The organism is Opitutales bacterium, assembly GCA_013215165.1.
Lineage (GTDB): Bacteria > Verrucomicrobiota > Verrucomicrobiia > Opitutales > JABSRG01 > JABSRG01.
The window spans coordinates 16,798-35,910 of the sequence record JABSRG010000041.1 but is presented as its reverse complement, the minus strand read 5'-3'; the positions used below and the strand labels follow the sequence as shown (position 1 = coordinate 35,910).

The window sequence follows — 19,113 nt, the reverse complement described above, 5'->3', positions numbered from 1 at the left end:
CTCCATAGTAGCTATGAAGTCTGGTAATGCGGATGAAGCCAAGGGAGGCAGGAAGGATGAGATCAGCGAATCCGTATCGAACCAAACGATCTGGAATCGATTGATCCTGATGGATCTAGAACCCCAGAGGTCTAAGCGCCCGTTTGATGCGAGAGGGCTTGATCTGTGCGTACCGCCTCATCGCGAGGTAGGTTTTGTGATGGACTCTTGGCAGAGCCAAACCGAGGCAACGCATCTTCGTTGTGAAGTAACCATCCAACTGGAGAGCCGGATGCGGGAGACCCGCACGTCCGGTTCGGAGGGAGGGGTGGGGTTAATAGCCCCATCCCTACCCCTATCAACAAGGGCACCGATGGATAACAGCAATAGCTCCTCTCTTTTACGGAGATCATTGTCGATCCAATCCAAACGACAGCTCGAAGAACTCCCCGTTGCCTCAATTGCACCCTGAAAAAAGGACGTTTTAAGCAGGAATTTCAGGGCTGAAGAAAAAACCTCAAAATTTGTATCAGAATTATTGAACACGAACTGCGTCAGGTCGACTAACGAATTAAAATAAGATTGCAGTAGTTTTATTGTTTCAGTCTAGTTTGTAGTTTGTTTGCAGGGTGCCGATCTTCTCAGATCGGCACCCTTCTTTTTAGCCCTTGATATGGGGCCGCTACAAACAGAGGGTTCTGCTCAATGTCACGCGTCGTCCTAAGTGCACCCACAACCTTTGTAGAGGGTGATATTCTGACTCTCGATCCCGGAGAAAGTCACCATGTAGCCCGCGTGTTGCGTCGAAAGACAGGGGATCGGATAAAGGTGCTCGATGGTCGTGGAAACGTGGGCCTCGCGGAACTGAAGACCTGCGATAGCCGAGCAAGTGAAATTTCACTCCTCCGGGTGCATCATCATCCACGCACACTGCCGCAATTAATGATTGGCCAGGCAGTCCCCAAAGGAAAGTCCATGGAGACGATTCTGAAGATGGTGACCGAGCTGGGCGCCTCTCAGATACGTCCGCTTTCCACTGTAAACGGCGATATCCCCCAGAGCACCTTCGGCAGTGGCAAAAAACTCGATAAGTGGCGGGCGATAAGCCAAGAAGCCTGCAAACAGTGTGAAAACCCGTGGTATCCTACTCTAGAGGTTGGAAGTAAGTTATCAGACTGGGTAGAGGCCCTACCGACAAACACTCTGCTGATCTACGGTTCGCTTGAAGACGAAGCACATTCTCTCGTGGATACCGCTTCCAGATTACGCGCTCACCAATCCCAGGGAGGTGCCTTTGCCCTCACGATTGGGCCCGAGGGCGACTTTTCAGCGGAAGAATATGCACTCCTACGTGAAAATTCAGGAATTCCGATAAGACTAGGAACTAACATCCTCCGAACTGAGACTGCAACACCCGCCCTCCTATCGGCTTTAATCTCTCATCTCGATTCCGGCGGATCGCCTTCCTGATGTCTAAACTGTATCAAAATCTAGAAAAACGCTTCGGCAAATTCGCTATCCCCAATCTGGCTCTCGGGCTCATGTTTGCCCAACTCGCAACGACTGGTCTTTCGCTTGTCGGCATCGTGAGCGCCAATGATCTGGTGCTCCACTTTAATAGCGTGATCGCAGGCGAATGGTGGCGAGTTTTCACCTTCGGAATTTTACCCCGACTAGGATACCAGGAGTTCCACGCCTTTTCCGTTATTTTCGCAGCATTTGCGCTTTTTATATTCTATTACATGGGAACAGCCCTGGAAAGCGTATGGGGAGCATTCCGTTTCAACTTATTTATCCTCACGGGCTGGGCACTCACCTTGTCGTTTGGCATCATCATGCCTTGGGGTGTTTTTGGAAATGCCTTCCTGATTACAGCCTTATTTATCGCGTTCGCACAATTCAATCCCAATATGCAGTTCCTCATCTTTTTCATTATCCCTGTAAAGGTAAAGTGGCTAGCATGGCTAGCTTGGGGGTTCTTTGCCATTTCACTCATCGGTGGAGACCTGATCACCCAGCTCGAAGTAATCGCAGCATCCCTCACCCTCTTTATCTTTTTCGGGCGTCAACTCGTCTCAGGCGTCCGTGCTTCTGCTCGAGCGCGATCGTGGAGAAACGAGAGACAGGCGTATGCCGAGGCACCGCTGCACACCTGTGTCATTTGTGGGCGGACCGACAAATCACATCCTGAACTCGACTTTCGCTATGATCGAGGTGTCGCGTTTTGCGAGGACCACCTCGATCAAGCAGACGCCTATCACGCTGCAGCTCAGGAAGTAGAAGCTCAAAACAAAGACTGACAATGCCCCTACTCTCCGTAAGAGACCTAGTCATCACCTTCCAGGACCGCGAAAGGACCAACACTGCGGTAAAGGGTGTCTCATTTGACTTAGAGGCTGGGAGAACCCTCGCAGTTGTCGGAGAGAGCGGCTCTGGAAAGAGTGTCTCCGCCTTGTCACTCACTCGGCTGCTTCCACAGCCGCCTACCTGTCAAATAGCAGGATCGATTAGCTTCGACGGGAAGGATATTCTTACGCTTCCGCCTAAAGAACTTCGAAAAATTCGCGGCAAAGACATCGCATATATTTTTCAGGAACCCGCTGCATCACTCAATCCCTTCATGCGCATCGGTGACCAAATCGGCGAGACGATCAAATTGCACCGTCCAGAAATAAGCGACGTGCGCCAGAAAATTATCGAGACGTTGGATTTGGTCGGCATTCGCGAACCGCAGAAACGCTTTAGAGACTATCCACACCAGATGAGTGGAGGCATGAAACAGCGGGTTATGATCGCGATGGCCCTCGTCTGTGAACCGCGCATTCTAATAGCTGACGAGCCAACAACCGCACTTGATGTTACTATTCAGGCCCAAATCATGGATCTAATGGCTCAGCTCAAAGAGCGGCTCAACATGTCTATCATCCTCATCACCCACAACTTCGGCATCGTGGATGGTTTTGCGGATGACCTCGTAGTAATGTTTCGTGGCGATATCGTTGAAAAAGGGGAAACAGCCCATGTGCTCAAATCACCCCAGCACCCCTACACTCAGGCGCTCATCGATTGCATTCCTAAACCCGGAGTCAAAGTGAAGCGGCTTGCGACCATCGACCACGCGGCGCTTCTGCAAGCTTCAGAATAAGCGATCCACACTTAATTAGCCGGAACTAGCCGAACAATGCTGTTAGGAGCATTGAGTATCAAATACGGCAACCCTTCGGGTCCTGACTCAAAGTCCCGGATCCGCCCGATACCTTCGAGCATGATTTCTTCGCGCTCAAGTGTTCGGCCATCATCCGCGAAAACCAAACGCGTCAGCTTACGATGAGCGAGAGCCGCAATAAAAAGATCGTGCTTCCACTCAGGAAATTGATCACCCGTGTAGTAGCCCATACCGCAGGGCGCAATAGATGGGTCCCAATAAGTCAGTGGTTGCTCCATGCCCGGCATGGATGTCTTGTCGGTAATCGGTGTGCCATTGTAATTGATTCCATAGGTGATCAGCGGCCAACCATAGTTAGCACCGGGCTTAAGTAGGTTGAGCTCATCCCCCCCTCGAGGGCCATGTTCTACCGCCCAAACATCTCCTGTCACCGGATGCACCGCCAAGCCCTGAGGATTGCGATGGCCGTAGCTATACATTTCGGGCAAAGCTCCATCATCGCCTAAAAACGGGTTATCACCGGGGATGGAACCGTCGCGATTGAGCCGAAACACCTTACCATGCGGCAAATCCAGGTTTTGAGCTTTGCGCTGTTCTCCGCGATCTCCGATGGAAAAAAACATCATCCCCGCATGGTCAAATACCACGCGGCTGCCGAAATGGTGGGGACGCCGTGAAAAGGTCTCCAAGGCTGGCTGATACAAAACCTCAAAGTCAGTAACCGACAAATTCTCTAAATCAAAGCGACAGCGCGCCACCGTCGTCATACCATTGCGCTTATTCTCAGGATGAGGTGCAGAATAGACCAAATAGACCCAGCCATTAACAGCATAATCAGGATCGAGCTCAATATCGAGCAAGCCACCCTGTCCCAAAACCGCGATTGCGGGCAAGCCGCTGAATGGATCACTTATATTTCCCTCAGAGTCGATTTTTCGAATGGCGCCTACCTTTTCTAAAACGATCATTTCACCCTCTGGGAAGAACGCCATCGACCAAGGTTGCGTCAAACCATCCGCCACTGTCTCAACAGTGAAAGAGGCATCTTGGGTTTCGATTACCTCAGCCCGGGCGAATCCAGATACGAGTGATGAAAAAAGTGCAAATTTCAGTGTAGCCCATGCTGGACGACGTAGGGAGGCGTGGGACATGCGCGTAGTATCCAAGTAATCGGCCCAAACACAAGCGGCGTCGCAATCCTAAAAACACTCGACGCCCCGCCCCCATTTATCCATCTTTCACCCATGATTCTACTACCCCACCCCAAAGCCACCGCACGCACGCGCGGCTTTACACTCGTTGAGCTGCTGACTGTCATTGCCGTTATCGGGATCCTCGCAGCAATCCTGATCCCAACGGTCGGATCAGCATTCGACAATGTAAAGAAAACGAAAAGTAAAACCTTCATGAGTCAGCTCGCTCTCGCTATCGAAAATTACAAAATCGATTACGGCTACTATCCAACCTTCGACGGAGCAGCAGTAGTGACTGGATCCGACAGCATATTTGTGATGAGTAATGCTGCCCACACCGACATCCTTTTACAAACACTTACCGGCGTCGCTTACGACGGCACTCCGCTCGCAGACGCCGATGCCGCCACGATCAATCCTAAGAAACGCCGCTATTTTTCAGTATCTGAAGGAGACTTCGCTGTGGATCTGGCTACCGGCGATCGCTCAGCCTTGCTCGGTGATGCTTTCGACAATACGAACATCGTTATAATCATGGACCGCAACAAAGACGGGATCCTTGCCAATGGCGCTTTTGCCACAGCAGTGACAATAGCCGATGGCGGCGGAACGTTAGCGCCCACAGTCGCTGCTAATATTTTCGCAGGAGTGGCCATCTACTCGGCCGGCTCTGGTAACGAAATCCTTGGCACTTGGGAATAATAACAAAAAGCCACATAGATTGGTAAAAAGATTCCCGATCTACATCGCAGAGCGCATCTACTAGAAAAATAGATCGATGCCGCAAAAGCAGACGTTTTGGCAAAACGTCCCTACCTTCTTGGTCCAGGAACGCGCTTACCAAATACTACCCGCTAAAGTCGGAGGCCGAATAACAGACTCAGGCGATCCCCTCTCGTTTCAGAAGCTCCACAAGGTCCTCGGTCAGTGGAGCTTCGAAGTCTCTTTCCTCTCCATCTTCGAAAAGAAAATGCATCCGCGCACAGTGCAAAGCCTGACGTGGATGTATCAAGGCTGCAGCCATTTCTGGCGTCCATCCTGAGTCAATAAACTCAAGGAACCAATTGGCATCCGGTCCGTAGATTTTATCCCCTATTACCGAGTGCCCCATCCATTCCGCATGGGCCCGTATCTGGTGCTTGCGCCCAGTTTCTAAGCCGATCTCTACCCAAGTCGAACGCTCACCGTAAGCACGCGGCATAAAGTATGTCGTCGCTCTTTGCCCTTGTTGCCCTTTCTGGGCCTTCACCTTTACATGGACGAGCGATTTTCGGTCACGAACTAAAGGTATATCCACAGTAAGCCGGTCATTGAGCTCTAGAGACATGCGGCCAGCAAGCAGCGCAAAATAAGTCTTCTCTACCCGCCTCTGGCTCATAGCCATCTGATAACGGCGCGCCGCCTTGGGATGCTTTGCGAAGATAACGAGCCCAGACGTCTCACGATCCAGACGGGCGACCATGTGCACCTGGTCCATCTGCCACTGCTCCCGGACAGCACCGGCCAGGCTCGACCAGGGTCCCTTTTTCGACGGATGACAAACAAGCCAACCCGGCTTATTGATCACGAGCAGATTGTCATCCTCATGCAATATCCATGTATTGAGCTCTTCTGGGTCTACCAGAGGAGCCTCAGTCTCGAACCAACGAGGATCCAAAATAGAATCCTTAGGCAATCGCCTGGGCTCAAGCGCCAAAGAAACGCTTGATCTCTGCTGCTGCTGCTTCGGGGCTATCCGAAGCGTGCACGACATTAATCATCATCGTTTCTCCGAGATCACCGCGAATGGTGCCCGCAGGAGCTTTAGTGGAATCTGTTGGCCCTAAGAGTTCGCGTACCCTAGCGATCACCGATTTCCCTGAAAGAATCAGCGCCATAACGGGACGAGAAGTCATGAATCCCTCTATTTCGGGAAAAAACGGACGATCTGCCACATGCGCATAGTGCTCGCGACAAATTTCAGGGGTGAGCTGCATCATCTTGCAGTCCACAATCTCAAATCCTGCTTTCTCGAAACGGCCAATCACTTCGCCGGCATTCTTTTTCTCCATGCAGTCGGGTTTGAGTAAAATGAGAGTCTTCTCCATCTCCTAGTAGCGTCAGAAGGAATACTGCGGATCAAGCTTAATCGCTTTTGAAGCGTCATGGCACCGGCTAAACGGCATCAGCAAACTCACTCAGATCTTCCATGTCTGGCGGAACCGTCGAAAGAGACTCCTCCATAGATGTGAGTCCGTCCATGACCTTAAGCATACTGTCTTGGTGCAACGTCCGCATCCCATTGCGCATGGCGATCATTTTGAGCCGGGCCGCTTCCAATCCGTCATTGATGCCCTTAACCAACTCTTCAGACGTCGGCATCAACTCATGGATGCCCACTCGACCCTTATATGGGGGGCCTAGAGGGCTGTCCGCCGGGCCAGCGCCCATAACAGGGCCCGTGTAGCCGATAGCTTTTTGGATTATCTCTAGCTCATTTCCTTCGGGTTGATACTCCCCCTTGGTATTTTTATTGAGACGACGCATCAGTCTCTGAGCGCAGACACAAACAATGGACGCTGAAATCATGAAAGGCTCCACTCCCATTTCTGTCAGACGAGCTACCGTCGAGGGAGCATCATTGGTGTGGAGGGTAGAAAAAAGCATATGACCAGTAAGCGCAGCCTCCACGGCAATGCCCGCCGTCTCGGTATCGCGAATCTCACCGACCAGGATAATGTCGGGATCCTGACGGAGGAAGGCACGCAGGGCCGTCGCGAAGGTCAGCCCGATTTTCCGATTCATCTGCATCTGGGCTAGACCAGGCAATGTATACTCAATCGGGTCCTCAGCCGTCCGAATGCATAGGTCTGGGGTATTAATCTCATTGAGTGCGGAATAAAGCGTCATCGACTTTCCTGAACCCGTTGGGCCGCAGTGTAGGATCATGCCATAAGGCCGCGTGATCAACTCGCGATACATACTCAAGTTTTGCTCCGAAAAGCCCAAAGCTGGAAGCGGTAGGGTCGACTTCTGCTTATCCAAAATACGCATAACAGCGCCCTCTCCATGATTGAGTGGTGCCGTAGATACCCGGAGGTCCACGTCAATCCCTCGACGGGTATAATGCTTGAAAACGATCCGTCCATCCTGGGGCAGGCGTTTCTCTGCGATATCGAGGTCGGACATGACCTTGAGCCGCGCCATCAAAGCTCCCGAGACTTTTGCTGGAATAGACAGCTTCTCCTGCAGGACGCCGTCGATACGGACCCGAATACGCGTCTCTTTCTCGAAAGGATCAATATGTATGTCTGAACCTCCAGAAAAATAGGCGTCTTCGATAATCCGATTCGCCAACTTGATGATGGGAGCGGACTCTTCGTCGGTGATCGCATCTTCCAGTTCTTCACCCTCTTCAAATTCATTTCCCAGGGCGTCCACGACGTCCGAATAGTCTGAGACCTGGGCTTTTTCCTCATCCTTCGTCTCAAGCTTTGCATTGATGTCGCGCTCGAGAGCCAGCAAAGTCGATACGCGTAAACGTGTGATATCCTGGATCTTCTGATTGAGCTGAACGTCAAAAGGATTGGAGACTGCCACTACTAAAAACTCACCCACCGTGCCGATCGGCAATACCTTGTTTTCCAAGCAAAAATCACGCTCTAGGTATTCGAAGGTATGTTCGCTCACCTGAAATAGGGAAGCATTGAACGGAGTCAGATCAAAGGCCTTAGCCTTAGCAACGAGAAGCTGAAATTCGCTCACGCCATACTTCTCCAACAACATATTATCCACCGCCTCGCCCGAAAGCTCCTCTTCTATCGAGAGGATTTCTTTGATGGCTTCTTCGTCGAGATTTCCAAACTCCGAGAGCTTGCTTAGTATGTTTACTTGGATGCGTGCTAATGCCATGGATACAAAGATTGATCCCAGTTTCTTCAATGGGCTATAATCAATGCGACAATATCATCTTTGAATTCAGCCCAGAGTTTTAGGTATTACGGATTGGCATACTCCTCTCCACGCCTGAAGCACTGGTATTTGCCTGTGACTGAGCATCTATTAGCGACTCAATCCGCTTTTCGATCTGGAGCAACGGCGCGACGGTCCAAATGATATGCTCGCTCAATTCTGATTCCCAATACTCGCGTGCAGGAGGGCTCAAATAGTAACTGGTAGCCACAGTGATGAAACCATCTTTACGATCAACCGGGATCGTCCGTGTCGCCCCCGCAAGCCCTGCTGCGAAATCTGGCCACGCTGATGGATCAAATTCAGTGCTTCCTAACGGAAGCGCTCCAAGATTTTCCTCTTCTACAAGATAGGCGATCAAAGCCGACTCCTCGAGCTCTTGAAGCTCAAAGATAAGAATGGATAAGATACTCGCCGTGAGCTTGCCCGGGTTTTGCATAGCGTCGATAAGACGTTCGCTCGCGGCCTCAAGGTGCCGATGCTCAATGAGGCCTCTTTCGACAAGAACCGAGCCCAACTGACGGTTGGACTTTACCATAACGGCATGACCTGGATTCATTTGTTAGGTTCTCTCGCAACGAGTATGAGAGTATGGGAGGATATTTTTATTTTCAGCGGCCTGAAATTTCAGTCCGCAAGGTAGGTTAGAAAAAGCTACTAAAAGCTCTTTAATTTTTCAAGCTAAGTGACTGATCGGCGAGTTATTCAACGTTAAACTAAAACCAATTTCCCCATTTCAGATATGAAGAAAGCACTCGTAGCAGACGACCACGGTGTGAATATCGAGCTGGCCATAGCTGTTCTCGAAACCATGGGATATGAGGGCCACTCAGCAAAAAACGGGAAAGAGGCCGTGGAGAAAGCAGACGAAATCTTACCCGACCTGGTCCTACTCGATTACACGATGCCAGTCATGGATGGAGTGGAAGCCTGCAGCAAAATTCGACAAATCCCGGCTCTGGCAGAGATTCCGATCTTTTTTCTATCAGCTAACGATGAGCTCAAAGATCGCCACACTGCCATTCGCTCCGGAGCAGACGACTTTCTCTCCAAACCTTTCAATGAGCAGACACTGAAAGAAGCGCTCTGGGTTTTTGAGAATGCTCCCAGCCGTAAAGCTCGAGTAAGCTCCTAACCATTAATAAGGATCAGGACTCCCGCGATAGCGTAACTACGTTCTCTATATGCCGCGTCTGTGGGAACAGGTCGAAAGGCTTTACTCGCTCAACGCGGTATCCCTCTGCACACATCGCCTTGAGGTCACGCGCCTGAGTAGCTGGGTCGCAAGACACATAGACGAGCCTGGCCGGCCCGTAGGCAAAGAGCTGCTCCAAGAACCCCACGTCACAGCCTTTTCGCGGAGGATCGATGATCATAGCCGTCACCTCACTCGGAAAGGTAAGTCCCTCAAAAATTGCTTCTGCGGCCCCCACCATAAAGCGGGCATTTTCAACAAAATTTATGCGCGCATTCCCCTGCGCCCACAGAACCGCAGACTCGCTCACTTCGACTCCAGCGATTTGTTCAAAATACCCAGCAAGCGAGATCCCGAATAAACCCACACCACAATAAGCATCGATGAGATAGCGCGTATGCGGAGTTTTCGCTTCACTGGCCACATATGCCACTAACTCCGGCAAAATAAACGGGTTATTTTGAAAAAAGTCTCCTGCCTTGAACTGAAATACTTTCTCCCCCACACGCTCGGTCACCACTTTCTCATGCTCGGTCACCACACCTTCCGCTACGTCGCGCAGCAACAGAGTCCCTCCCTTTTGCTTCAAAACCTTTTTCTCCCGCGCAGTCTTGGGATGCCTGACCCGCTCGCGGGCGTGAGGAAGCGTGGTATTGATCCCATGCGTAGCAATTGGGCACTGCGGCACATCGATCAGACTACGCCGTGAGCCATAACGCAAAAACCCGATATCCCCAATCGGACCACTGCGTGCCCCCCGATTCCAATGCGGTGTCAGCTTAGAGCGATAGCCATAATCTACCGGAGACCCATGAGCCGCCTCGACCGGGTGGTCGATCTCACCCAATCGTTGCATAACATCTGCCACATGGGAGCGCTTATGCGCCAACTGAGCAGGATAAGACATATGCTGATATTGGCAGCCACCACAGGTTTCGTAGAGCTGACACTTCGGGCCGACCCGATCCGGGCTCGCATCGATAACACGCACTAGGTCGCCTTCCGAAAATGTCTTCCGGTTGGCAAAAATCCTCACCCGCACACGCTCACCCGGTATCACAAATGGCACCATCACGACCCAGCCATCGACCCGACCGACTCCCACACCTAGATTCGTGAGGTCGTCGATTGTCAGCTCTACCTCCTCATGGTAGGCAAAAGGGTCAGGATTAAAGTGCTTGCTGGGTTGCGGCATAAAGAGCTTGTCTACTGCCCAATGGCAACTGCGCCATCTCAAAAATGGAAACGCTCTTTATCCAATCTCCCGCCAATCAACGCATAAAAGCCCTTAGCAAGCTCTGGCAGCGCAAGAGACGCGAGGAAACCGAACGCTTCTTGATCGAAGGTTTGCGAGAATTATCTCATGCTGTGTGCGGCGGCGTCGAAGTCGATACCTTGTATTTTTGCCCTGAGTGTTTCAAATCTTCAGAACATGAAGAATTCGTTTCACTTGCCGGTGAGCAGGAGGACGTATCCTTGGTAAAACTCTCCCCCGAGGCCTTCTCCAAACTCTCATATCGCGAGGGACCCGATGGATTGATCGGTGAAGCCGACCTGTATGGATTTGACCTCGACGAGATCGAGCCACCGCCCAATCCCCTCTTCATGATTGTCGATGGTGTGGAAAAGCCAGGCAATCTCGGAGCTATCCTTCGCTCAGCAGATGCGGCAGGAGTCGACGCCCTCTTCTGCTCCGATCTGCGGACGGATATTTTTAATCCAAATGTAATCCGCTCATCGCAGGGGCTCGTCTTCGCCGTGCCTGTCTTCATCGCAGACCCCGAAGAAATTCTACGCTTCATGCATAGCTGTGGCGTCATTGTTCATGCCACCACACCCGATGGCACAAAAACACTTTGGGATATCGATTTTAGCGGACCCTCAGCCATTGCCGTTGGAGCCGAAGCTACCGGCCTATCCACATACTGGCTCGAACATGCAGATACCCGAACCGTTATTCCAATGCATGGCAACGCGGACTCTCTCAACGTGAACGCTGCCAGCGTCGTCACCCTGTTTGAAGCAGCGCGTCAAAGAAGGGTATCTACAATTTCGGACTGAATGGACGCCAGGCCCATGTAAACGATATAAGCATCGCGCACTGCTGGACTAAGGTTTTCTAGATCAATACTACCCGCTTCCAGTTGTTCATCTTTGAAGCATCCTAACAAAGCACTGCGTATACGCAGCCGAAAGTAGGAACATGCCTGAACCACCAAGGTAAGTTCTTCGTCAGAAAGCTTCATCTCGCTGAATCCGAACTCCTTGCTGGCAACAAAGTCCTTTAAGGCCTCAGAAATATCATGGTTATACTCCTGAATCCCGTCCTCCCAGATCTCCGCATCCAGCGTATCCTGTGGCTGATATCTCCCGGGAATCAGCTCGCCACCCACGGCATCGATGATCGAGCCCAATGCCTCCTTGAAGAAATTGCAAAAAGACGGGTCCATATGAAAACGCAAGCGCGGCATAATCAGTCGCCCACCCTTTCTAAAACCGCAGACAGCTGCCAATTTTGCAGACTGAACACATAGGCCTCCGCCTTTTCAAATTCGCCAACCCAGAGAACACTGCGCCCCTGTTCGTGGACCTCCAGCATGTGCTTAGTCGCCTTCTCTCGCTGGTAGCCAAACACCGTCTCAAAGACCAGCACGACGTAGTTCATCAGGTTGACCGGATCATCCATTACGATCACTTGCCAGACCGGTTCAAGCGTTTCGACCGTACTAAACTGCGACTCCTCGAACGGATTTTCCATTGCCGCGAACGGGCGCTCGGCTGCCACAAACGATTTCATCATGACTGCACCAGGGCCTTGTCCAAGACCTCCCACGGCAAAGAGGCACACTTCAAGCGAACTGGAAAGCGACGCACTCCATTCAGAGCGGCTAGATCGCCTTCGCTGCTATCGATCTGTGTCTCACCTGTCAGGCTATCTTGAATATTTTGGCTCCGCTCACGGACTTCGTCGATGGTACGACCGATCACATCCTCGACCATCATCGATGCAGAAGCGGTGCAGATAGCGCAGCTGGCCCCATCAAAACAGCCATCCTCCACTACCCCTTCATCAGAAACCGACAAGCCCAGCACCACCTCGTCGCCGCATGTCGTATTGCGGCCATCGACCACCAGCCAGCCAGCCTCGGGCGGGTGCTTACGCTGTGGCGTTTTGTTATGCTTCAGGATAATGTCCTGATACATCTCGATGAGAGAGTCGTCACCGCTCATCAGCCGAAAAATTTCTTTATTTTATGGATGGCTGCCAAAAACGCATCGACCTCCTCGAAAGTGTTATAAAACGCCAAAGAGGCGCGCGCCGTTCCCGCGATGCCATAGTGTGACATGAGCGGCTGACAGCAATGATGCCCCGCTCGGATACAGATTCCGTCAGAGTCCAAAAATGTTGCCATATCATGAGGGTGTACCTCGTCTAAAACGAAAGACGTGACAGAGACCTTATCCGCGGCCTCACCGTAGATCCGGAGCCCTTCGATTTCTCTGAGACCCGCTTCCAGATATCGCATCATGCCCTGCTCGTGCTCATGGAGCAACTGAGCATCGAGCACACTGACATACCGCACCGCTGCGGCCAAGCCCACAGCTCCGCTAATATGCGGCGTCCCCGCCTCAAAACGAGCAGGCGGCTTGGCGAACGTGGTGCCATCGAACGACACCTTATCAATCATGTCGCCACCGCCTTGATAAGGCGGCATCGCCTCGAGACGCGCATACTTACCATAAAGCACACCGATACCGGTGGGCCCGAAAAGCTTGTGGCCAGAGAACACGTAGAAATCACAGTCGAGACTTTGGACATCCGGCTTAAAGTGTGGGATCGCCTGAGCCCCATCGAGCAGCACAGGGATGTCGCGGCTCTTAGCAGCAGCAATCACGGTCTCGACGGGATTGATCGTCCCCAAAGAATTAGACACATGGCTCACCGAGATCATCGCCACCTGCTGGTCCAGCAGCTCATCCAGTGTGCTGAGGTCCCATTCACCCGATTCTGTCACTGGGATACGCAGAATCTCTAGACCCAATTCCTCAGCGAGCATTTGCCAGGGGACGATATTGGCGTGGTGCTCCAGCTCAGAGACCAACACAGCATCCCCCGGATTGAGGTAAGCTCCCCCGAAAGAGTTGGCCACCAAATTGATGCTTTCTGTGGTCCCACGGGTGAATACTACCTCCTCAGATCGAGCGGCATCCAAATACTCCGCAATCGTGAAACGCGCGTCCTCATAAGCAGCTGTCGCCTGCTCGCTCAAGGCATACACACCTCTGTGGATATTCGCATAGCTCTCCGTCAATAGCTTCCGCTCAGCGTCAAGAGCGACCTGCACCTTCTGCGACGACGCAGCACTATCAAAAAACACCAACGGCTTGCCACGCACTTCAGTAGCGAGAATAGGAAAGTCCGCCCGAAGTCCACGCGCATACTCCGCAGCTTCAGCGTGCTCAATGTTGAGTGACTCTGGATACATGAGAAACGAAGAATATACCTCCCTTTCTTCCGGCGTCCAGTTTCGAGTCGATAATGGGAAGGGGAGAATAACGTGACATTCCAAATAAAAACGAGACCGAGATCTGCTAGTCAATGAGGTGCTCTAAGGTACGCTTACTCTTGATCCGTTGTTTTTTACGCATCCCAAGTCTAAGATAAACTTTAAGACCGTTGTACATTATTACCCCGCGGTTAAAATGCACTCCCTTCAGCTTGGCTCCCTACACCCCAAAACCAACTACAAGCCAAGACCCAAAGAGAAAATTATTAGCGTAAATTAGCCGGATAAAGTCGGAGGATATTTATGCCGATGAAAGAAGGCGTCAGCGCGCCTCCCAGAAACTGTGCCGTGTGCTCTACTTTTCCTTGCCACAATACACTGAAGTACTTTTACAAACGCCCTATCGGCGCGTGTGAGGCAAACAATCAAACTCATGGTGTCCAAACCCTTACATCTCATCACCTCAATAAACACGAATCTTCAGAGTTATCAGGACGATTCATTGTCATAACATTAATGCTATGAAAAAATTTATCGTAGATGCTTTAGTGAAGCCTTTTTTTGTTATATTATTCTTCTCTGGATTTGGAGGTAGTTTTGTTTTTGTAGGGCATCAAACTATTGAAGTGCTAGGTGAAAAAAACCATGAAGGATTAGCTACATTTGATTATACGCAGGGGCACTTCTGGGGTCTTTTAAAGTTTCCCCACAGAATAGAAAAGGTGAAAAAAGCTGAAATGGGCTCGAAAACTGTCCTGCAAGACGGACGCTACTCATCACATTCAACCGTTGTCTTTGTTAGCGATAAAGAAAAAAAAATCATTAACAAGTGGGAGTAGCAATCTAGACAAAAAACTTAAAATAGAAATGATTACAAAAATTAATTCATTCATTAACACTGAAAATAAGAGGAATTTTTCAGAAACATTTAAGATTAGAAATGTCTTTTATTGGGTAGGATTACCCTTTCTTGCTATTGGAATTACAGGATTAATAGGATGGCCAAGCTCAATTATTAAATTAATAAAAGATGGGCAAGCTTCCCGAACAAATTCGAGTCGAAAACGGCCCTGAGCTGTTGCTCTTTAATGACTTAATTTTCGGTTCTTCGCGGATCTTCATGGAATCAGATCCAGCTTTCCCAGTCGGAATAGCACAGCAATTCGTAAGCGTCCGTTAGAGCACCCCCTTCACGAACATGCTCTAACGGACGCTTACCTGGAATTGACTAATCACCACAATGATAAATCTAACAAACTAAATGAACAGGGTTACCTCTGAGCTTTAACAACAAATGAGACATCCTCAACACTACATTAATAAAGCCTATTGATTCTCGACTGACATGAATTCAGAACATCCCATATCTCTTCATCGCTCACTGATTCATTCTTAAATTTTTGCTCTATAAACCGCAGCATCAAGCCGTGGATAGCACTAGTGAATTGACTAGAGAATTCAGTGTAGTTCTGAACAATTGGTCTAGACGCATAATATCTATTTTCAAGATATCTGTATGAAATATTAATTGCGTGGTTATCAGCTGCACGCCTTCTCACAACATCCTCATTTGCCGGAACGCGAATTGAATACACATCGTCTTCAGGGGTAAGCTGTTGAGACCTGACCATCGCATCGAACCACCTTTTACTAGTAAAGGCCTCGATAACTCGCATTGCCTCCACTGCACGCCCTTGCTCCTCAGCGAAGGTGGTTATCGCATAAGCCCAACCTCCCAATGCTGCCTTAGGTATTCCCGGGTCTACATGTCTACGCCCAATCGGTCTCGGAAATACTCGAACTCGTGTCCGCATCTCGCCATTTTCAGGCCGAGAATGGATTCGATCAAGAGTTCTGGGCCAATTGCGATGAACAAGGGTGTTCCCCTCAAAAAATAAATCCTGACTCGTCGTCTCCGTCAGACCCTCGCCATCTTTCCCTCCCTTAAATACCTCTGGTGGGATAACGCCCAAGCGAATTGCGTTCTGATACCATTGCAGCGTTTCGAATATCTGAGACCGCGGATTGTTTATCTGTGGTATCCCTTTTCTAGAATCGATTACTATCGAACCTCCGTGAGCCCACAACATTTCAATGAAGCTACACAAAAACCCTTCATAGTTTTTCCCCTGAAATACAAAGCCTTTAATGCTAGGGTCATATTCCCGAAGAATTAAAATCCTTCTGAATAGCTCGTCCCAATCTTCGGGCACACTCTCAAAACTTGGATCGATATCTACATCAAGTATCCTCCTACTATCATACATAAGGAGTCCAACATTCAAAAAGAAGGGTCTAGCGTATTCCCGCTTCCCTGGAAATTTAATTTCCCTCAAGTCGTTCGCGTTATGTAATCCTATCTGATTGGTTACTCCAAAAGTGTAATAATCGCTTTCATGAGTTTTCACATCATCCATCGGACTCAATATTCCTTTATCTACTAAATCTGAAATCCAGATTACATCAAGTTCCAAAATATGTGGTTTTGTCTCGGATATATTAGAAATCCAGCGACTATATACTGTGTCCACATTTACACTCGTATCGGGCCCGCCAGATGAATCTGGTTCCGACTCTTTCTTCTTATTTAAATCCTGATAATCCCCATCTAATCTCAATTTAACATTCCGCTTAACATTTGAGACTTCAGACTCAATAAAAGCAAAAACCTGGCTGCGTGATTGAACACTTTGTCCATATTGGCCATCGCCATTTCCGATTATCACAATCTCAACTCGATTAAATTGACTCCACACAAAGCCGACTACGAGAATCAACATAGAAACCAATAAGCCAGGAGCTACAAATGCGATAAGCCAATGCCGAAAGGTCCACCCATTCGTATTTTTAAACCTCTGGTGACTGAAAATAAGAAAAACCGAACAACCAACTAAAATTTCAGCACCAATCGTATCAATCAAACGATTAGAAAAGAAAAGAAAACCAGCCAGTGTTACGCCAAAGGTTATCCAAGTGAGGGTGTAAATTGCATTGAATTTTGAGAAACAATCCCTGCATGTCGTAAAAATCGACTTAAATATCATTCCTCTAGTCAGCAAGATTCGTGACAGATACTGCCATTCAGTTATTTGAGCTTTCTGTCTGGCATCTTTCCTTCCAGGTTTAGTCAAAAATCCCGAATTCACGATTTGGAGGGTCCTTACTTTATATTCAGAAACCTAAATCATTGTGATTAAAGCAGAATAGACACGGCTTAACTCATGCCACGCTGGGACTCGGATTCCCCAGGAGGCGGAATAAAAAACGCCTGCTCCGGTAGGAAGCAGGCGTTTTGATGAATAAGTTTGGGCTGACCTCTACTTGGTCGTGACGTTGTCGAGGATATCACCGAGGTTGGTGAGATCGTCTGAGCTGTTGAGGGCGTCGAAGGCGATACGCTCGCGTTCGAGTTGATCCTCATCGTATTCAGCAGCCTTGATAGAGAGGCCAATACGACGCTCGTCACGGTCGATCTTGATAACACGAGCATAAATCTTTTGCTCTGCTTCAAGGACGTCCTTGACCTTATCAATACGCTCTTCGCTGATTTGCGAAATATGCACGAGGCCGTCGATGTCATGGTCGAGTTCGATAAATGCACCATAGCTGGTCATCTTCGACACCTTGCCTTCAACGACATCACCGATCTTGAAGTAATTTTCGATCTCTTCCCATGGGTCTGTGGTAACCTGCTTCATGCCGAGAGAGATGCGTTGTTGATCGGCATCGACATCCAATACCAGTGCGTCGATTTCGTCGCCCTTCTTGATGGCTTCGCTTGGGTGGTTGATCTTGCGTGTCCAGCTCATGTCTGAAACGTGGATCATACCATCAATACCCTCTTCGAGCTCAACAAAGGCACCATAGCTAGTGAGGTTGCGCACCTTGCCGCGAACACGGGCTCCAACAGGATAGTTATGGCGAACCATATCCCATGGATTGACGTCGAGCTGGCGGATACCGAGAGAAATCTTCTGCTCCTCTTTTTGGATGCCGAGGACGACGGCGTCGACCTCTTGCCCGATGCGTAGCACCTCAGAAGGCTTGTTGATGCGCTTGGTCCAAGAAAGCTCAGTGACGTGCACAAGACCTTCGACGCCTTCTTCGATCTCGATGAATGCTCCGTAAGGCACGAGATTAACCACACGGCCAGAAATCCTGACGTTGACTGGGTATTTCTCCTCGATCTTGTCCCAAGGATTTGAGCTGAGCTGTTTGAGTCCTAAAGAAACGCGCTCGCGGTCACGGTTGACCTCGATGATCATGACTGTGATTTCCTCACCTTGTTTGAGCATCTCGCTCGGGTGAGAAATACGCCCCCAAGACATATCGGTAATGTGAAGCAGGCCGTCGAGGCCGTCGAGGTCGACGAAAGCACCATAGTCGGTGATATTCTTGACCACACCGGTGCGGCTGTCGCCGGGCTTAACTTCGTCGAGAAGCTTGCGGCGCTTTTCCTGGCGTTGCTCTTCAATGAGCTCGCGACGCGATACGACGATATTTTTGCGGTCCAAATTGATCTTTAAAACCTTAAAGTCGTAAGTCTGGCCCATGTATTGGTCTAAATTCTTCGGTGGCTGAATATCGATTTGGGAAGCAGGCAGGAAGGAGTCGACACCGATCGATACGATCAGACCGCCCTTAACCTTGGCCTTTACGCGACCCTGGACGATTGATCCTTCTTCACACTTGGTGAGGATATTTTCCCAGTTTTTCTTCTGTTCGGCTTTGTCAAATGAGATGACCGGGTTGCCGTCTTTGTCCTCGAGACGCTCGAGAAACACTTCGATTTCTTCACCAATTTGCAGTTCGCCGACGTCAAAAAATTCGTGGCTGGGGATGACCCCTTCTGCTTTTCCTCCGATGTCAGCGACGACTTCGTTGGGGCGCACCTCTATGATGGTGCCTTTTACAATTGAGCCTTCCGCCAGTTGCTGGAACTGGGATTCGGCCATTAGATCGTCCATTAAAGAACTCATACAGTATGATGGAAACTCTCCTAATGGAGAGGGTTGAGGGTTAATTCTCAGGTTTATTAATCGCTTCCCGGACCCCCCGGAAATAAGAGCGAACGCTTAATCAGTATAATTTCATATCGCGCTGCAACTCAAAACACACGTT

19 protein-coding genes and 1 pseudogene are annotated in these 19,113 nt (G+C 49.9%); 8 read left to right on the top strand and 12 right to left on the bottom strand.

Going from position 1 to position 19,113, the window contains the following annotated elements; genetic code table 11:
- Nucleotides 1-13 precede the first annotated feature (13 nt).
- The 4 genes from HRU10_10005 to HRU10_09990 all read left to right on the top strand — a co-directional run bounded on the left by HRU10_10005 (nucleotide 14) and on the right by HRU10_09990 (nucleotide 3,124).
- A complete protein-coding gene (locus HRU10_10005) occupies nucleotides 14-451 on the top strand; it encodes a hypothetical protein (protein ID NRA27566.1) in 438 nt (145 codons plus the stop codon).
- 233 nt (nucleotides 452-684) lie between these two features.
- Complete coding sequence (locus HRU10_10000) at nucleotides 685-1,449, top strand: 16S rRNA (uracil(1498)-N(3))-methyltransferase (protein ID NRA27565.1); 765 nt, start codon at nucleotides 685-687, stop codon at nucleotides 1,447-1,449.
- Complete coding sequence (locus HRU10_09995; protein ID NRA27564.1) at nucleotides 1,449-2,279, top strand: hypothetical protein; 831 nt, start codon at nucleotides 1,449-1,451, stop codon at nucleotides 2,277-2,279. The genes HRU10_10000 and HRU10_09995 overlap by 1 nt, the downstream gene beginning before the upstream one ends.
- Before the next feature lie 2 nt (nucleotides 2,280-2,281).
- Nucleotides 2,282-3,124 (top strand): ABC transporter ATP-binding protein, encoded by an 843-nt coding sequence (locus tag HRU10_09990; protein ID NRA27563.1) that lies wholly within the window; start codon nucleotides 2,282-2,284, stop codon nucleotides 3,122-3,124.
- A gap of 11 nt (nucleotides 3,125-3,135) precedes the next feature.
- On the opposite strand, the gene HRU10_09985 is transcribed toward HRU10_09990, so the two are convergent.
- Nucleotides 3,136-4,296 (bottom strand): PQQ-dependent sugar dehydrogenase, encoded by a 1,161-nt coding sequence (locus HRU10_09985; protein NRA27562.1) that lies wholly within the window; start codon nucleotides 4,294-4,296, stop codon nucleotides 3,136-3,138.
- A 93-nt stretch (nucleotides 4,297-4,389) separates the two neighbouring features.
- Here HRU10_09985 and HRU10_09980 point away from each other — a divergent pair.
- Nucleotides 4,390-4,509 (top strand): annotated as a pseudogene (locus HRU10_09980) (prepilin-type N-terminal cleavage/methylation domain-containing protein).
- A gap of 709 nt (nucleotides 4,510-5,218) precedes the next feature.
- Here the strand turns inward: HRU10_09980 and HRU10_09975 are convergent.
- From HRU10_09975 to HRU10_09960, 4 genes are all read right to left on the bottom strand, one after another.
- Nucleotides 5,219-6,013 (bottom strand): RluA family pseudouridine synthase, encoded by a 795-nt coding sequence (locus tag HRU10_09975; protein ID NRA27561.1) that lies wholly within the window; start codon nucleotides 6,011-6,013, stop codon nucleotides 5,219-5,221.
- A 10-nt stretch (nucleotides 6,014-6,023) separates the two neighbouring features.
- Nucleotides 6,024-6,425: a nucleoside-diphosphate kinase gene (gene ndk, locus HRU10_09970; protein NRA27560.1), complete on the bottom strand. Its 402-nt coding sequence runs from the start codon at nucleotides 6,423-6,425 to the stop codon at nucleotides 6,024-6,026.
- 67 nt (nucleotides 6,426-6,492) lie between these two features.
- Nucleotides 6,493-8,229: a Flp pilus assembly complex ATPase component TadA gene (gene tadA / locus HRU10_09965; protein NRA27559.1), complete on the bottom strand. Its 1,737-nt coding sequence runs from the start codon at nucleotides 8,227-8,229 to the stop codon at nucleotides 6,493-6,495.
- Nucleotides 8,230-8,308: 79 nt separating this feature from the next.
- Nucleotides 8,309-8,848: a hypothetical protein gene (locus HRU10_09960; protein ID NRA27558.1), complete on the bottom strand. Its 540-nt coding sequence runs from the start codon at nucleotides 8,846-8,848 to the stop codon at nucleotides 8,309-8,311.
- Between the two features lie 183 nt (nucleotides 8,849-9,031).
- On the opposite strand from HRU10_09960, the gene HRU10_09955 reads away from it, so the two are divergent.
- The gene (locus HRU10_09955) at nucleotides 9,032-9,424 is read left to right on the top strand and encodes a response regulator (GenBank protein ID NRA27557.1); all 393 of its coding nucleotides are present in this window, start codon (nucleotides 9,032-9,034) and stop codon (nucleotides 9,422-9,424) included.
- A gap of 13 nt (nucleotides 9,425-9,437) precedes the next feature.
- Here HRU10_09955 and HRU10_09950 read toward each other — a convergent pair whose 3' ends face one another.
- On the bottom strand, nucleotides 9,438-10,679 hold the full coding sequence (locus tag HRU10_09950; protein NRA27556.1) for a class I SAM-dependent RNA methyltransferase: 1,242 nt from the start codon (nucleotides 10,677-10,679) through the stop codon (nucleotides 9,438-9,440).
- Nucleotides 10,680-10,723: 44 nt separating this feature from the next.
- On the opposite strand from HRU10_09950, the gene HRU10_09945 reads away from it, so the two are divergent.
- Complete coding sequence (locus tag HRU10_09945; protein ID NRA27555.1) at nucleotides 10,724-11,545, top strand: RNA methyltransferase; 822 nt, start codon at nucleotides 10,724-10,726, stop codon at nucleotides 11,543-11,545.
- On the opposite strand, the gene HRU10_09940 is transcribed toward HRU10_09945, so the two are convergent.
- The 4 genes from HRU10_09940 to sufS are packed head-to-tail and all read right to left on the bottom strand — an operon-like array spanning nucleotide 11,515 to nucleotide 13,971.
- On the bottom strand, nucleotides 11,515-11,934 hold the full coding sequence (locus tag HRU10_09940; GenBank protein ID NRA27554.1) for a hypothetical protein: 420 nt from the start codon (nucleotides 11,932-11,934) through the stop codon (nucleotides 11,515-11,517). The two genes, HRU10_09945 and HRU10_09940, sit on opposite strands and share 31 nt — an antisense overlap.
- A 23-nt stretch (nucleotides 11,935-11,957) precedes the next feature.
- Nucleotides 11,958-12,242 (bottom strand): ATP-dependent Clp protease adaptor ClpS, encoded by a 285-nt coding sequence (locus HRU10_09935; GenBank protein ID NRA27553.1) that lies wholly within the window; start codon nucleotides 12,240-12,242, stop codon nucleotides 11,958-11,960.
- A gap of 38 nt (nucleotides 12,243-12,280) precedes the next feature.
- Nucleotides 12,281-12,715, bottom strand: a complete 435-nt coding sequence (locus tag HRU10_09930) for an SUF system NifU family Fe-S cluster assembly protein (protein NRA27552.1) — start codon at nucleotides 12,713-12,715, stop codon at nucleotides 12,281-12,283.
- Nucleotides 12,715-13,971: a SufS family cysteine desulfurase gene (gene sufS, locus HRU10_09925; protein NRA27551.1), complete on the bottom strand. Its 1,257-nt coding sequence runs from the start codon at nucleotides 13,969-13,971 to the stop codon at nucleotides 12,715-12,717. The genes HRU10_09930 and sufS overlap by 1 nt, the downstream gene beginning before the upstream one ends.
- A gap of 542 nt (nucleotides 13,972-14,513) precedes the next feature.
- On the opposite strand from sufS, the gene HRU10_09920 reads away from it, so the two are divergent.
- Nucleotides 14,514-14,831 (top strand): hypothetical protein, encoded by a 318-nt coding sequence (locus HRU10_09920; protein NRA27550.1) that lies wholly within the window; start codon nucleotides 14,514-14,516, stop codon nucleotides 14,829-14,831.
- A gap of 477 nt (nucleotides 14,832-15,308) precedes the next feature.
- Here the strand turns inward: HRU10_09920 and HRU10_09915 are convergent, their stop codons facing one another.
- Together HRU10_09915 and rpsA are read right to left on the bottom strand one after the other, a co-directional pair.
- Entirely contained in the window at nucleotides 15,309-17,138 is a 1,830-nt protein-coding gene (locus HRU10_09915; protein ID NRA27549.1) for a hypothetical protein, read from the bottom strand.
- A 171-nt stretch (nucleotides 17,139-17,309) separates the two neighbouring features.
- On the bottom strand, nucleotides 17,310-18,971 hold the full coding sequence (gene rpsA / locus HRU10_09910) for a 30S ribosomal protein S1 (GenBank protein NRA27548.1): 1,662 nt from the start codon (nucleotides 18,969-18,971) through the stop codon (nucleotides 17,310-17,312).
- Nucleotides 18,972-19,113: the final 142 nt, after the last annotated feature.